This window comes from Anaerobacillus sp. ABD4_527, assembly GCF_056160805.1.
In genome coordinates this window covers 1,086,052-1,100,987 of the sequence record NZ_JBSWXZ010000001.1, presented here as the reverse complement: position 1 = coordinate 1,100,987, position 14,936 = coordinate 1,086,052, and the positions used below count along the sequence as shown (strand labels likewise).

General features: G+C 40.0%; 18 protein-coding genes. 12 read left to right on the top strand and 6 right to left on the bottom strand.

The window, feature by feature from the left end; genetic code table 11:
* Window positions 1–125: 125 nt before the first annotated feature.
* From cccA to ACXAHI_RS05840, 3 genes are all read left to right on the top strand, one after another.
* Window positions 126–485: a cytochrome c550 gene (cccA, locus tag ACXAHI_RS05850; protein ID WP_474846635.1), complete on the top strand. Its 360-nt coding sequence runs from the start codon at window positions 126–128 to the stop codon at window positions 483–485.
* Between the two features lie 131 nt (window positions 486–616).
* On the top strand, window positions 617–1,327 hold the full coding sequence (locus ACXAHI_RS05845; protein WP_474846633.1) for a tRNA (adenine(22)-N(1))-methyltransferase: 711 nt from the start codon (window positions 617–619) through the stop codon (window positions 1,325–1,327).
* Window positions 1,324–2,445 (top strand): Nif3-like dinuclear metal center hexameric protein, encoded by a 1,122-nt coding sequence (locus ACXAHI_RS05840; protein WP_474846631.1) that lies wholly within the window; start codon window positions 1,324–1,326, stop codon window positions 2,443–2,445. Before ACXAHI_RS05845 ends, ACXAHI_RS05840 begins: the two co-directional genes overlap by 4 nt.
* A gap of 36 nt (window positions 2,446–2,481) precedes the next feature.
* Here ACXAHI_RS05840 and ACXAHI_RS05835 read toward each other — a convergent pair whose 3' ends face one another.
* Window positions 2,482–3,426 (bottom strand): 4-hydroxy-3-methylbut-2-enyl diphosphate reductase, encoded by a 945-nt coding sequence (locus ACXAHI_RS05835; RefSeq protein WP_474846629.1) that lies wholly within the window; start codon window positions 3,424–3,426, stop codon window positions 2,482–2,484.
* Window positions 3,427–3,515: 89 nt separating this feature from the next.
* Window positions 3,516–4,118 carry a VrrA/YqfQ family protein gene (gene vrrA / locus ACXAHI_RS05830; RefSeq protein WP_474846627.1) on the bottom strand — a complete coding sequence of 201 codons (603 nt, stop codon included), beginning with the start codon at window positions 4,116–4,118 and terminating at the stop codon, window positions 3,516–3,518.
* Between the two features lie 199 nt (window positions 4,119–4,317).
* Between vrrA and ACXAHI_RS05825 the strand changes: the two genes are divergently transcribed.
* On the top strand, window positions 4,318–5,595 hold the full coding sequence (locus tag ACXAHI_RS05825) for a DEAD/DEAH box helicase (protein ID WP_474846625.1): 1,278 nt from the start codon (window positions 4,318–4,320) through the stop codon (window positions 5,593–5,595).
* Between the two features lie 99 nt (window positions 5,596–5,694).
* Complete coding sequence (locus ACXAHI_RS05820; protein ID WP_474846623.1) at window positions 5,695–6,588, top strand: deoxyribonuclease IV; 894 nt, start codon at window positions 5,695–5,697, stop codon at window positions 6,586–6,588.
* Between the two features lie 34 nt (window positions 6,589–6,622).
* On the opposite strand, the gene ACXAHI_RS05815 is transcribed toward ACXAHI_RS05820, so the two are convergent.
* Window positions 6,623–6,883: a DUF2624 family protein gene (locus ACXAHI_RS05815; protein ID WP_270179307.1), complete on the bottom strand. Its 261-nt coding sequence runs from the start codon at window positions 6,881–6,883 to the stop codon at window positions 6,623–6,625.
* A 148-nt stretch (window positions 6,884–7,031) separates the two neighbouring features.
* Between ACXAHI_RS05815 and ACXAHI_RS05810 the strand changes: the two genes are divergently transcribed.
* The 5 genes from ACXAHI_RS05810 to ACXAHI_RS05790 all read left to right on the top strand — a co-directional run bounded on the left by ACXAHI_RS05810 (window position 7,032) and on the right by ACXAHI_RS05790 (window position 11,072).
* The gene (locus ACXAHI_RS05810) at window positions 7,032–7,898 is read left to right on the top strand and encodes a YitT family protein (protein ID WP_270179306.1); all 867 of its coding nucleotides are present in this window, start codon (window positions 7,032–7,034) and stop codon (window positions 7,896–7,898) included.
* Between the two features lie 368 nt (window positions 7,899–8,266).
* Window positions 8,267–8,776, top strand: coding sequence for a transglycosylase SLT domain-containing protein (locus ACXAHI_RS05805; protein ID WP_474846621.1), 510 nt, complete (start codon window positions 8,267–8,269; stop codon window positions 8,774–8,776).
* Window positions 8,777–9,030: 254 nt separating this feature from the next.
* A complete protein-coding gene (locus tag ACXAHI_RS05800; protein ID WP_474846619.1) occupies window positions 9,031–9,804 on the top strand; it encodes a metal ABC transporter ATP-binding protein in 774 nt (257 codons plus the stop codon).
* Window positions 9,805–10,644, top strand: a complete 840-nt coding sequence (locus ACXAHI_RS05795) for a metal ABC transporter permease (RefSeq protein ID WP_474846617.1) — start codon at window positions 9,805–9,807, stop codon at window positions 10,642–10,644.
* 17 nt (window positions 10,645–10,661) lie between these two features.
* Window positions 10,662–11,072 carry a Fur family transcriptional regulator gene (locus tag ACXAHI_RS05790; protein WP_474846615.1) on the top strand — a complete coding sequence of 137 codons (411 nt, stop codon included), beginning with the start codon at window positions 10,662–10,664 and terminating at the stop codon, window positions 11,070–11,072.
* 22 nt (window positions 11,073–11,094) lie between these two features.
* Here the strand turns inward: ACXAHI_RS05790 and ACXAHI_RS05785 are convergent, their stop codons facing one another.
* Window positions 11,095–11,667, bottom strand: coding sequence for a 5' nucleotidase, NT5C type (locus ACXAHI_RS05785; protein WP_474846613.1), 573 nt, complete (start codon window positions 11,665–11,667; stop codon window positions 11,095–11,097).
* A gap of 158 nt (window positions 11,668–11,825) precedes the next feature.
* Here ACXAHI_RS05785 and ACXAHI_RS05780 point away from each other — a divergent pair, with 158 nt between their 5' ends.
* Entirely contained in the window at window positions 11,826–12,233 is a 408-nt protein-coding gene (locus ACXAHI_RS05780) for a hypothetical protein (RefSeq protein ID WP_474846611.1), read from the top strand.
* 44 nt (window positions 12,234–12,277) lie between these two features.
* Here the strand turns inward: ACXAHI_RS05780 and ispG are convergent, their stop codons facing one another.
* Entirely contained in the window at window positions 12,278–13,396 is a 1,119-nt protein-coding gene (gene ispG, locus ACXAHI_RS05775; protein ID WP_474835237.1) for a flavodoxin-dependent (E)-4-hydroxy-3-methylbut-2-enyl-diphosphate synthase, read from the bottom strand.
* A 140-nt stretch (window positions 13,397–13,536) separates the two neighbouring features.
* Window positions 13,537–13,917 (bottom strand): hypothetical protein, encoded by a 381-nt coding sequence (locus tag ACXAHI_RS05770; protein ID WP_474846609.1) that lies wholly within the window; start codon window positions 13,915–13,917, stop codon window positions 13,537–13,539.
* A gap of 114 nt (window positions 13,918–14,031) precedes the next feature.
* On the opposite strand from ACXAHI_RS05770, the gene ACXAHI_RS05765 reads away from it, so the two are divergent.
* The gene (locus ACXAHI_RS05765; RefSeq protein WP_474846607.1) at window positions 14,032–14,907 is read left to right on the top strand and encodes a DUF1002 domain-containing protein; all 876 of its coding nucleotides are present in this window, start codon (window positions 14,032–14,034) and stop codon (window positions 14,905–14,907) included.
* Window positions 14,908–14,936: the final 29 nt, after the last annotated feature.

The following is a 14,936-nucleotide window of genomic DNA, read 5'->3' as shown; positions in this document are numbered from 1 at the left end:
ATATGTGATTTGCCACCGTTCCCCTTTTCTTTCATAGCGTTTTCAAGTAAAATATATAATGATTTGTTTACTCTTACATATTTGGGGAAAACTACATCAGCGAATCGGTACAAGGAGGAAAAAAAATGAAAAAGAATCCGCTTATTCCATTTGCATGGACAGCAGTCATCGGATTTATTCTCATTATTGGCGTTTCTTTTTGGGCAACGACACAGGGAGGCGAAGAAGAAGCTTCAGGAGGAAAAGAAGAACAGAAAGCTGAAGCAGCCGCTCCTGAAGAGATCTATGCTCAGAACTGTGCATCCTGTCATGGTGGAGACCTTGGAGGACAAGTTGGCCCAGCATTAAATGCAGTGGGTAGTAAATTATCCAAGGATGAAATCCTTGATATTATCAACAATGGTCAAGGCTCTGGTATGCCTGCCGGTCTAATTCAAGGAGAACAAGCAGAGGCTGTAGCCCAGTGGCTTTCTGAGAAGAAATAAGATGTGTATTGAAGCTTTCTGTGCAAACAGAAGGCTTTTCTATTTGTTAAGAGGGAAATTGGTATGAAGGTGTAAGCTGATGACCCTTAAGGGAAACATATAGTGAAAATCTAATAAGTAGTGGTGACATAATGAACGATAAACTATTATCAGAGCGTTTAAAAATGGTAGCGAGTTTCGTACCAGAGGCTAGTTCGGTTGCAGATATAGGCTCAGATCATGCATACTTGCCTTGTTATTTAATGAATCAACAAAGAATTTCCCACGCCATTGCCGGGGAAGTGAATGAAGGTCCTTTTCAATCTGCTGTTAATCAAGTGAAACGAAGTGGCTTTACAGAAACGATATCAGTGAGAAAAGGAAATGGGCTTGAAGTAATAGAACCGTGTGAAGTAGATGTTATTACGATAGCAGGTATGGGAGGGCAACTGATTCGAACTATTCTTCTTGAGGGAATAGAAAAACTAGAAGGCGTCTCTCGACTTATTTTGCAGCCAAATGTTGCTGCTCACCTTTTAAGAGAACGACTTGCAGAGTTGGGATGGGAATTAGTTGACGAACGTATTCTGGAAGAAGATAAGAAGATTTATGAAGTGCTCGTTTTTGACCGAGGTGACGGCAACAAACCATATCAAGATTTAAGTGAGCGTGAACGTGCAAAAGCACTTCTATTCGGACCGATGCTTACTCTAGAGAGAAATCAGGCATTCATAAAGAAATGGAGACATGAACTAGGGAAGAGAGAACGGATTCTACGTTCTATGGAAAATTCTGATGCTACATCTGAAAAAGAAGCGCAAGTGAAAGATGAAATCCAATTAATTAAGGAGGTCATTTCATGAGTAAACAAGCTTCAGGACAAGCGATCATCCAAGAATTCGAATCTTGGTCAAAAAAGAAATATGCCGAAGACGGTGATCCGATAGGCCTGCAGGTTGGCCGTCTTAATAAAAGAATTAATAAGGTCATGACGACGCTTGATGTACTGCCAACAGTAGTTGAAGAAGCGATTCGTGAAGGTGTAGACTTAATCATCGCCCATCATCCTATTCTCTATAAACCGCTTAAGAAAATCAACCTGGATACTGAACAAGGAAAGATGATTGAACAGCTTATCAAACATGATATTACTGTTTATGCAGCTCATACAAACTTAGATGTTGCACCAGGTGGCGTGAACGATATGTTAGCGGAAGCGCTAGGGCTAATGAACACACAAGTACTTGTAAACACGTTCAAAGAGCCTTATAAGAAGATCGCAGTTTTTGTTCCCGCAACACATGAAGCAGACGTTCGAGAAGCTCTTGGTCAAGCAGGTGCAGGATTTATCGGTGGGTATAGCAATTGCACATTCAGTTCAGAAGGGACTGGCAGGTTCAAACCAACGGAAGGTACGAACCCTTATCTAGGTGAACAGGGGAAGATCGAGTCTGTTAACGAAGTGAAGGTGGAAAGCATCTTTCCTGCTGATGAACAGTCAAAGGTTTTGAGAGCAGTTTTAAAGGCACATCCTTATGAAGAAGTAGCGTATGATATTTACCCTATCGAGAATGAAGCAAAATCATATGGCCTAGGGCGTGTTGGTTATTTGGAAGAAGAAATGACACTTGAAGCCTTTGCCCAAATGACCAAAGACCAGCTAGGTTCTAAAGGTGTGAGGATAGTAGGTGACCTTTCTTCAACTGTGAAAAAAGTTGCCGTCCTCGGAGGTGATGGCAATAAATTTATCAGTGCAGCACGATTTAGTGGAGCAGATGTGTTTGTTTCTGGAGATATTTATTACCATGTTGCACATGATGCGATGATGGAAGGACTGCAGGTTGTTGATGCAGGTCATAATATCGAGAAAATTATGATCGAAGGAGTTAGGAAGAAGCTTCAATCGTTTATGGATGATAAAAAGTATTCGACTGAAGTAATCGGATCAGCAGTAGATACGGACCCATTCAAATTTAGATAACAAAAAAGATTCCGTCCATGACGGAATCTTTTTTGTTTATTTTTTCACTTTTACTTTTGGAAGAATCTTGGAAGACGGGACATTTCGATCTCTTCCCCAAGTTTCTGGGTTCTCTGCATCGTATTGATCTAAGAATCGAATGACCTCTTTTGTAATAGGTGTTGGTGTAGATGCACCAGCTGTAACTCCTACTGTTTCAACACCATTGAGCCACTCTAACTGTATTTCAGTTACATCAGCAATTCTGTATGCTGGTGTGCCGGCAACTTCGATAGAAACCTGTGCTAATCGGTTAGAGTTGTTACTCTTTGGATCTCCAACTACAAGTAATAGGTCTGTGTCACCAGCTTGTTCAGCTACTGCTTCCTGTCGAACTTGTGTTGCATTGCATATCTCATTATGAATAACAGCATGAGGATATTTTTCCATGGATTTTTCAATGATTTCTTGAACATCCCATTGACTCATTGTCGTTTGGTTTGTAATGATGATGCGTTCTGAATCGATGTTAAGATCATCCACTTCTTCCGGTTTCTCGACCAGGTGAACGATATCAGGAGCGATCCCCATAGCACCTTCAGGCTCAGGGTGTCCTTTTTTACCTATATAAATAACATGATAGCCTTCTTCTTTTTTCTCACGGATTAAATCATGAGTTACTGTGACGTCAGGGCACGTAGCATCAAGAACGGTAAGTCCCTTTTCTTCAGCAAGGTCTCTTACTTGTGGAGACACACCGTGAGCTGTGAAAATGACAGTACCTTCATCAACCTGTTTAAGAATCTCCATGCGGTTAGGACCATCGAGCGTGATGATTCCTTCTTCTTCAAACGCATCTGTAACGTGTTTATTATGAACAATCATGCCGAGAATGAAAATTGGCCTTGGTAATGTTTTATCCATTGCTGCGTTGCGCGCGATGACCATAGCATCGACTACACCATAGCAGTATCCTCTAGGTGAAATTTTCTTTACGTTCATCGAGTACCTCCTCAATCCAGATGGATTGTCGTATAACCTATCTTTCGTTAATTATAAAGCAGATTGAGGCATATCTCAATGAATTGACGTTAAACGTATAGTTTTGGCTTGGATTTGCTTGTATAATTTATATTCGCTTTTGAACTGCTTTTCGTACTCTTTTTCTTAACTTTAGGGGGCGGCGCCTTCTTAGTAACTTTGCTAACTTCCTCATTAGAATCTGTTTCTGTTTCTTCGCTAACGTCGGTCTCTTCATCTTCAGTACTAGAAGAGTTTTTATATTCTTTAAATAGAGCGATCATTTCAGGCAGCTGTTTTACCATCGGACCATATTGTTGGACCATCGGTTTAATCGTATCTGCAGCTTGCATGACCTTTTGGACATTTTGTACCATGCCCATCATGTCCATACCGCCCTGTGAGCTTCCCTGTAATAAGTTCGTAAGCATACCACCAGCTCGTTCTGCTCCTCCAAAACCGCCGCCTTGCATGCCTTGAAAAGTTCCAGGAGGCATTGGAAGTGATTGAGTTGAACCTCCGCCTCCGCCTAACAGTCTAGATAGGAGTCCGCCCACTCCGGATTGAGTAGGTTGAGGAACTGTAGGACCTGGTGCTCCTCCAAATCCACCGGAGAATGGAAAACCCATCCCCGAACCTAAACCACCTGGAGGGGAGGGAGGGAATTGATTCATATGTTGTCCTCCTTTCCATAAGGTGACCATTGTATATTCTGATTAATAATAAGATATGCTGAGAAAATTTGAAGGTGTGGGAACTTGAGATAATGGGCATGACAGAAGTAAGAGTGTTCTTATGTCTTTAGAGTATGTATGGCGTATTTGTCAAATCTGGTCTATAATACAAGGTGGATTAATGGATGGAGGAAAGATAATGAAACAACTTTTTAATAGATTAGAACTTAAACCGTTTTTAATCAAATCACTCGAACAACAAAATTTCACAAGGCCAACAGAAATTCAAGAGCGTCTTATCCCTGCGATTCGTAAAGGAGAGAGTGCTATAGGACAATCTCAAACAGGATCTGGAAAGACTCTTGCTTTCTTATTGCCTTTAATTCATAGGATCGATCAAACAACTAATGAGTGTCAGGCGGTTATTACAGCACCTACACGCGAACTTGCTAATCAAATTTATGATGAAGCAGTAAAGCTTGTGGCGACACTTCCTGAAGATGAAGCGATTTCGATCAAACAAGCAGTCGGTGGAACAGATCGTAAACGAATGATTACAAAGATGAAAAACACACCTCATATCGTGATCGGAACGCCAGGAAGAATTAAGGACCTCGTAGAAGAGCAGGCATTGAATGTGTATACGGCCTCTATGCTCGTTGTAGACGAAGCAGATCAAATGCTCGATATGGGCTTTATCGAAGATGTTGACTACATCGCTGCTAGGATGGCACAGAAGCTACAGATGCTAGTATTCTCAGCTACAGTGCCGCAAAGCTTACAGCCTTTCTTGAAGAAATATATGAACAACCCGAAGTTTGTTCAGGTAAATGCTGAAAAGGTGACTGCCGACAAGGTAGAGAATATTTTTGTACCTGCAAAATACCGAGAAAAGAATGATGTTCTTCTAAATGTAACGAAAGCAATCAACCCTTATCTTGCGCTAGTATTTACAAATACGAAGCAAACAGCAGATGAAGTAGCTGATTTCCTTATTGAAAGTGGCTACGATGTTGAAAGGCTTCATGGTGATGTACAACCTCGTCAACGTAAACAGATCATGAAGAAAATTCAACGTGCTGAATGTCAGTACGTAGTGGCTACTGATCTGGCATCGCGAGGAATCGATATCAAAGGTGTCTCTCATGTAATTAACTACGAGCTACCGAAAGATTTGGATTTCTATATTCACCGAGTTGGTCGAACTGCAAGAGCAGGACTGGATGGTATCGCGTATACGCTAGCAGAACCTTCTGATCAGCAGGCGATTCAAAAGTTGATCGATAAAGGAATCGACGTTATCTATAAAGAAGTGAAGAATGGGGAATGGGTTGAAACAAAACCATTAACACCAAGGAAAAAACCGACCTCTTCTAAGCCGGATGTATTTGTACCAAAGCCTAAGAAGGTCAAGCCGGGTTATAAGAAGAAGATGGAGCGCGAACGCGAGCGTCTTCAACATAAGCGCAGAAAATAACCACAAAAGCCCTCTTAACATGAGAGGGCTTTTGTTTACTTTACCTGGTAAAAGCAGCTGTGCTATCATAAAAGTTGTGTTAAGAAAGGATGAAGATATATGCTTAAGATTGGATCGCACGTCTCTATGAGTGGTGACAAGATGCTCTTAGCTGCAAGTGAAGAAGCAGCATCGTATGGAGCTACTACGTTTATGATCTATACGGGAGCTCCACAGAATACAAGAAGAAAAGCAATTGAGAAACTTAACATCGAAAAAGGAACAGCACATATGAAGGAGCACGGCATCGAAAACATCGTTGTACATGCCCCATACATTATTAATATAGGAAATACGACCAAGCCTGAAACGTTTCAACTAGGCGTAGATTTTCTTAGATCAGAAATTGAACGTACCCATGCACTTGGAGCTCGTCAAATCGTTCTACATCCCGGTGCACACGTAGGAGCGGGAGCAGAAAAAGGCATCGACAAAATTATTGAAGGGTTAAACGAAGTTCTAACTGCTGATCAGGAAGTGCAAATTGCTCTTGAGACGATGGCAGGAAAAGGCTCAGAGTGTGGAAGAACGTTTGATGAACTTGCAAAAATCATCGATGGTGTCACACATAACGACAAGCTTTCAGTATGTTTCGATACGTGCCACACCCATGATGCTGGGTATGATATCGTAAATAATTTCGATGATGTTCTAGATGAATTTGATAAGATTGTGGGAATTGACCGTCTAAAAGTACTGCACGTTAATGATAGTAAGAATGAACGTGGTTCTCACAAAGATCGACATGAAAACATCGGCTTCGGCCATATTGGCTTCGATGCTTTAAATAAAATCATTCATCACGATCAGCTCAAAGACGTGCCAAAAATATTAGAGACACCTTATGTAGGGGAAGATAAGAAAAATAAAAAAGCCCCATATAAGCTAGAAATCGAAATGCTTCGAGCACAGAAGTTCGATGATCATCTAAAAGAAAAGCTTATGACGAAGTAACAATTAAAAAAACCGCTGAAAAGGCGGTTTTTTATTACTCGTTGAGGAAGGATTTTATCAGCTTATTAACTTGTGATGCTACTCCAGGATTCACTTCACGACTAATTTTCATTAAAATTCTTTTTCGCTGAGCTTTGTTTGATATATCGATGTTTTCTTGTTTTAGTATCTGAACAATTTTCTCAGCATCTTTTCTTGAAAGCGTTAGATTATATTGCGAAGAGAGTTGAAGTAACTCATCAGTGGTGATCCTGTTAAGTTTGAAGTTAACAAGTTGAAGCTGAATTGGATTCATCACGATTCCTCCTTTGACTATCACATACTATGCACGTAGTCGTTTGAGGTGTTAACAAAATGCAAGGATGATCCATGGAATGGTATACTAATTTGTGAAATGTTTTATATAATAGTATCTACATATTTACTATGCCTAGGAGGGCACAATGCAAAAAAAACAACATCGAAAAGAAAGTAAAACGCACCTTGTCTATCGGTTGTTGATGATTTCGATAGGCGCTTTTCTTGCCGCAGCAGCAATTGAATTATTTCTAGTTCCTAACCAATTGATCGATGGTGGAATCATCGGTGTCTCGCTGATTCTAGATCACATCACTCCGTTCAACTTTGCCGTGTTGGTCATCATCTTAAATATTCCGTTCATGTATTATGGGTACAAACAGATAGGAAAGACGTTTGCTTTTTCCACTTTGTTCGGTATTATTGGACTCGCAGCATTTGAGACACTCCTCCATCATACTGAACCTTTCACAACTGAACCTATATTAGGAACAGTTTTTGGAGGGCTTACACTAGGAGTAGGCGTGGGACTTGTCATCCGTCACGGTGGATCTATGGACGGCACTGAAATCTTGGGTATCTTACTTACGAAAAAAGTTCCTTTTTCGATCGGTGAATTTGTTATGTTTGTCAATATTTTCATCTTCACCTGGGCAGGATTTGTCTTCAGCTGGGAAAATGCGATGTATTCAGTAATGGCTTACTATATTGCGTTTAAAACGATCGATACTGTAATTCAAGGGTTAGATGAGACGAAAGCTGTCCTTATCGTATCGGATGCATATGAAGAAATCTCAAATGCTATTCTTGATCGATTAGGTAGAGGGACAACTAAGCTTGTTGGTAAAGGCGGATACACGGATGAAGAAAAAGAGGTCATTTACGTTGTTATTACTAGGCTCGAAGTAACGAAGTTAAAAGGCGTCATATACGATATCGATGACCATGCATTCATCACGATTATGAATACTCAAGAAACAAGAGGAGCAAAGTTCAAATCTCCAATTCATTAGACTTCCCGTGCGGAAGTCTTTTTTGTTATGAGAAAGGACGGTCAGAAGCACTATAGTAGAAATGTTTGAGATTAACGTGATAGGGTATAACCTTAACTGGTGCTCTCCAGATTTAAATACCAGTTGTAAAGGAGTGCAAGACTATCAATTTTTCTCAACGAAATTCCAGAACGAAAGTATCAGTTATCACTGCAGTTGTTCTTACAATCGTACTAGTTCTAGTTCTCATTAATTCTCATCTACTAAAAGAACAAGTTGCTGACGCTGAAACAACAGTCGGGGTTCTAGATAAGAAATCAACATCCCAGAACGATTCAAAAAAAGCTCAGACCGAGCTTTTGAAACTGGAAAATGAAACAGGTTATTCATTGGGTGCTAACTCGATTAGTATCGAAGATTGGAAACAAGCAAAAGAATACTCAAAGAATTTCTATGAAGACAGCGACGGAAAATTTAAAGAGAAGTGGGGATTGTTCCTAGCTTTTCAAGCGATGAAGTCGGATATCGATCCAGCCATTGTATATGAGCTATTAAAAGTGGAAACTGGTGATAAGTTCGATCCTGAGCTTACAGGTCCACAAACAAAGTATGGACGAGCATATGGAATGGCACAATTTATGAAAAACACTGCTCCATGGATAGCAGATATGGCCGGAATCGATTATTCTGAAGAAAAGCTATTTGATCCTTATTATTCCATGACTTTATCGGTCACGTATTTAGAGTACCTTTATCAAAAATACGACAATTGGGATGAAGCCCTGACGGCTTATAACCGAGGCATGGCTGGTTTGGAGACTTACGTTTTAGAAAAAGGAACGCCGAAGAGCGGTTATTCTGAAGAAATACAAGAAAAAGCAAGTCTCCATGAAAGTTAATACCAACATTGGAATAGCACCTGCGTTTCATAGGCGTGAAACGTGAAAAGGGACCCGGTTTGGGTCCTTTTTTATGTGGTAGCGTTCTTTGGTTTTGCATGCTACAATTTCATTTTGGGGTAAGGGTTTTTTCATGAGAAATTAAGTAATACGAGAGATGAAGCAAATGAAATTTACAAAACCACTTAATAAAGGTATACTACTAATGTAAATCGTAATCATTCTTATAAAAATAAAATGGCAGGTTTTAAATAATGACAAACACAAATATGGTGGATGCAACGAACGTTTCGTTTCACTATGGTGATCGTTATGTTCTAGAAGATGTGTCCTTTACTGTACCAAAAGGTGCTTTCGTAGGTTTAGTAGGGCCCAACGGTTCAGGAAAATCAACACTAATTAAGATTATACTTGGTTTATTAAAGCCGCAAAAGGGCCAAGTTCATTTGCTTGGCAATCAGGTTAATAAATTCCAAAAGTGGAGCAAGGTAGGATACGTTTCTCAAAAAGCAAACAGTTTCAATTCAGGTTTTCCTGCTTCTGTATTTGAAGTCGTATCTATGGGACTTACTAGCAAACTTGGCTTGTTTAAGTTCATGAACGCTAAGCATAAAAAAGCGGTTTATGACGCACTCGCACTTGTTGGAATGGAAGCCTATTCCGACCGTAACATAGGGGAACTATCAGGAGGGCAGCAACAAAGAGTCTTTATCGCTAGAGCATTAGTGAGTGACCCAGACTTTCTCATACTAGATGAACCTACAGTTGGCGTTGATGCTGGTTCTACAAGCGAATTTTATAATTTGCTCGGAAGATTAAACAAGGAGAATGGCATCACACTGCTGCTCGTTACGCATGATATCGGAACGATCACCGATAAAGTCACGCATGTGGCTTGCTTAAATCGAACTTTGCATTTTCATGGTGAAACGGAAGAATTTGAACAGTTTAACGAAAGTGACCTCTCTGATTTTTATGGACACCATGTACATGTTTTAAATCACGACCATGGTCATGGAGGAGTCTAGATGATTCAAGCTTTATTGAAATTTGAATTTTTACAGAATGCATTCTTAGCGGGTATATTAATCGGTGTAATCGCTCCGCTTCTAGGAGTGTTTCTTGTTGTTAGAAGACAGGCGTTGATTGCTGATGCACTTTCTCATATCACCTTAGCAGGTATAGCCGCTAGTCTTCTTATGGGGAAATATGTAACTAGCTGGCAATTCGTAAATCCTGTCTATATGGGGATGGGGTTCTCAGCAGTAGGATCATTGTTTATCGAGCAACTTCGGAAAGTTTATAAGCATTTTGAAGAGCTTGCTATCCCGATTACGCTTTCTGGTGGAATAGGGTTAGGCGTTGTTTTCATATCGTTAGCGGATGGATTTAATTCAGATCTATTTAATTATCTGTTCGGAAGTGTAATTGCAATAAGTAGAAACGACTTATTAGCCGTGACTGTTATAACGATTATTGTTTTAACGGTTGTGATCTTATTATATAAAGAGCTTTTCTTCCTATCGTTCGATGAGGAACATGCTGTGGTTTCAGGAATAAGAGGGAAATGGATTCATATCGTCTTTATACTGATCGTAGCATTTGTGATAGCTGTATCGATGCAGATTGTTGGAGTTTTATTGGTTTCAGCACTGATGACCCTTCCTGTTGCTGCAAGTATACGTATCGCCAAAGGATTTAAACAAACGATCTTCCTCTCCATCCTCATTGGAGAAGGTTCAGTGATTGGCGGTTTGATCCTTGCTTACTATCTCGATATTGCACCGGGTGGAACAATCGTACTATTATCTGCGATCATATTAGTCATAATTCTCATCTTAAAACGCTGGCAACAAGGGAAATCTTAATGTGAAGAGGTGGAAAGATGAATGTATCTAGTGCACTAGAAATCCTAAAAAACGAAGGGTATAAATACACTGAAAAACGAGAGGACCTTGTGGTATTCTTTGCCAAAGAAAAAAGATACCTTTCTGCTAGGGAAGTACTGACGTATATGCAAAAAACGTACCCTGGCATGAGTGTGGATACAATTTACCGAAACCTTACTCTTTTTAGAGATTTAGGTATCCTTGAGGAAACAGAATGGAATGGTGAAAAGCGCTATCGACTCAGCTGTGCGACTGATGCTCACCATCATCATCTAATCTGTCTTGATTGCGGAAGAACAAGGCAGATCGAGGCTTGTCCAATGGACGATCTTCCTGTTTACGATGCAGATTTTGAAGTAGTTGGGCATAAATTCGAGATTTACGGTAAATGCGGAGAATGTCAATAAGGTATGAAAAAAGCGGAAGGGGCTACCTTCCGCTTTCGTAATGATAAAGCCATTTTTTTGCTTCAATCCAATTATTCATCCGAATCACTCCCGAGGGAACTGATCCTTGATTATATGGTGTGTTAAAAAGGATGACGGGAATGTTGCAGTCTTCAGCGATCGCACACGCATTATCGTGTTTATCTTCGAAGAAAACGTCAACTTGATGACGCTTTATTGATTCGATTTTATTGTGTTTACCGATTAATTCAATATGATGATACGGGACATCGTTAGAGTTGAACCATTCTTTCGTCGTTTCAAAAAGGTGATTTCCTCTTGCGCTAATGTAAACCAGCTCATAATCCTCTTTCCATCCATGTAAAGTGGGGTGAGCGTGTTCCGCCATAAACGCGTTGGAATAAATTTTTTCCTCATTTGCTTTTAACCAATTTATAAAATCATCTTTAGACACATTTAATAATCCTGCAAGATCATATTGTGTAATATCTTCGAGGACTAATTGTTTGTTGAAGGACGAATTTAAATAAGGTAAAAAGGTTTTTGGACTTGTAACAGTTCCGTCTATATCAAGCCCTAGTCTTTGTAGTGGCATAAAAAAACTCCTTTTCATTCACTCTCCTTCAATCATATCATATTCAGTCGATCTCGATTGAGGAATTGGTAGTAACTTACTTCATAATAGCAAATAACCTACCGTAACTTTGCGAATACTAAACATGCTCCACTACAGATTAAAGGTGAGGGATGTATATGACAGAAGACAAACGTGAGGATTTGGAACTTCTGGAGGAAGAAAGAGTTGATCTAAAATCGGAAGAAGATTACCTCGAAGAATCAGCTGCAGAAGTAGCACCTTCTGGAGTTCTTGATCGTCCTTATTTACAGTCGCCTGAAAATGAACGTCCAAGAGCTGAGGAGCGAGAAGAACATTTTGAAGCTAAAAGACAGGAGCAAGAGAAAACGGGAGTCGGTGTTGGTATAGCCGCACTTGCTCTTTCGGTTATCTCCCTGTTTATTTTACCCGTCATATTTGGAGCAGCGGGTATCGTAGTAGGGTTTATAGCGAGAAGGAGAGGACTTACGACTCTTGGTAGCTGGGCTATCGGCGTCGGGGTAGCCTCAATGATCATTTCGTTATTCTTTGCACCGTTCTTTTAGTGGATAAATGTAAAAGAGCCTGTTCATTTGAACAGGCTCTTTCTTTATGCGTTTGATTCAGCTTTAGCTTTTTCTTCTTCCATCTTCTTGTAATGCTCTTCAGCAATCTTGTCGACTTCTTTTTTCAGTTCGTCAACCATAATTTCTTCCGGGACTTTTCGTATGATTTCACCATGACGGAAAAGTAGCCCTTCTCCACGTGCACCTGCTATACCGATATCCGCTTCACGTGCTTCTCCTGGTCCATTTACTGCGCAGCCTAAAACTGCAACTTTGATAGGAGCCTTGATTGTGGAAATGTACTCTTCAACTTCATTGGCGATGCTGATCAGATCGATCTCGATCCTTCCGCAGGTTGGGCAAGAAATCAACGTTGCTGCATTTGCCGCAAGTCCAAATGATTTAAGGAGTTCTCTTGCAACTTTAACTTCTTCTACAGGGTCAGCACTTAATGAGATACGTGCTGTATTTCCAATCCCTTTTGAAAGGATGACTCCGAGACCTGCAGCACTTTTTACAGTACCTGCGAAAAGCGTACCTGATTCTGTAATCCCAAGATGCAGTGGATAGTCGAATGCTTTAGCAGCAAGCTCGTATGCTTCTGTTGCAAGATTTACGTCAGAAGCCTTCATAGACACGATGATGTCATAGAAATCAAGGTCTTCTAGAATCTTGATGTGATGAAGTGCACTCTCCAACATTCCTTGTGCTGTTGGATAACCATACTTCTCCAAGATCTTTCGTTCAAGTGAACCAGCGTTTACACCGATACGAATAGGAATGCCTTTTGCTTTAGCTGCTTTAACAACTGCTTCGACTTTCTCTCTTCGTCCGATATTACCTGGATTGATACGGATCTTATCAGCTCCACCTTCGATGGCTTTGAGAGCGAGCTTATAATCAAAATGAATATCTACTACAAGCGGAATGTTGATGCGCTTCTTTATTTCTGGGATAGCATTTGCTGCGCGCTCGTCAGGACAAGCAACACGAACAACCTGACATCCAGCTTCTTCTAAACGCTCAATCTCAGCCACAGTGGCTTCGACGTCGTGTGTTTTAGTCGTTGTCATACTTTGAATGACGACTTCATTGTTTCCACCTATAGTCAAAGGACCAACTTTTACAGGTCTTGTCTTTGTACGGTGAGTAATTTCATTCATGCGAAAATCGCTCCTTTTACATGTAGGATCATACCTCATGATTAGATAGCTTGGATTATTTCTTTCCTGCATAAGGATTTAGACTCATTAATAATACTATCTCATTGTAGCAACTTATGAATGCGATTGACAAGAAATAATCACTGGGTTTCCACATCCATGTAGGATGGAACTTTATAATGTTCTCCTATTTGGATGTGTGTAGGGAGAATTCCGTTTAACTGTTTAAAATCATCTACCACAGTATCTATAGAAACTGGAATTGAGCCGTTCGTCTTTTCGACAATTGAAAGAACCGTATCTCCCGCAGCTACTTTGTAGAGAACATAAGGCTTTTCTTTCTGCTCGTTGGATTCGGAAACAACTTGTACTGCAGGAGGATTATACGTTGCAAGAGTCCCGGTTGTTAAATCGTAATAGGTGGTGTGAAGCACAAGAATTATTATAAAAGCAGTTAATAGCTTACGCATTGCAAACACCGCTTTCTTAACTGTTTTTACTTTTACCTTATGCTTGTCCAACGAGGTTATTCCTCTGTTTTTCGAATTTTCTTTTCTTTGAGCAAGGACTGCAGTAAAATAACATGCATATAGGTGCATTACTTTCCTTACTTCTAAAATAAAGGAGAATGAATGATGATCAAAAAACTTTTACCATACTTATTAACAGTTAGTTTGCTTGTGTTCGTATTACCTATAGATGCATTGGCTGATGCCAGTGAAGGGGACGTCATCATTACGCTGGGTGAAGATTTATCAGAAAGTCAACAACAGGAGTTATTGAAAGAAATGAATGCTCCAGAAGAAGCATTAACCGTTACGGTATCTAACGAAGAAGAACATCAATACCTTGGTGACTATATAAGCAAAGGCTTGATCGGAACACGTGCTCTTTCATCATCTTCGATCACGATAGGCAAAAAGGATGAAGGGTTGAGTGTAGAAACGAACAATATCAATTGGGTAACAGATGAAATGTATACAAACGCTTTGATAACGGCTGGTGTTAAGGACGCTGACGTTTATGTTACTGCACCTATTGAAGTGTCTGGAACGGCTGCACTCACTGGTTTGATAAAAGCATACGAAGTCAGCACGGACAAAGTGATACCAGAAGAGCAAAAACAAGTCGCAAATGAAGAGTTAGTAAAGACAGCTAAGCTAAGTGAAAGCATTGGAGCAGAAAAAGCTACGGAATTAATGACAAAGATAAAAGATGAGATAGCATCGAATCCACCTGAAACAGAAGAAGAGCTTAGAAGTCTTATCCAACAAATCGCAAAAGACTCTGGTATTGAATTAACAAATGAGGAGTTAGACGGCCTTGTTGCGTTATTTGAACGAATGAAGAATTTGAATATTGATTGGGATCAAGTTAGAAGTCAATTAGAGAATGCAAAAGAAAACTTGAATGAATTTCTAAACAAGGAAGAAACCAAGAATTTTATTAGCAAGTTTATTGATTTTGTTAAATCGATCATCGATAGCATTGCTGGGGCGTTTCAATCATAAAAACCGAGAAACTTTTTTGATGTTCATTC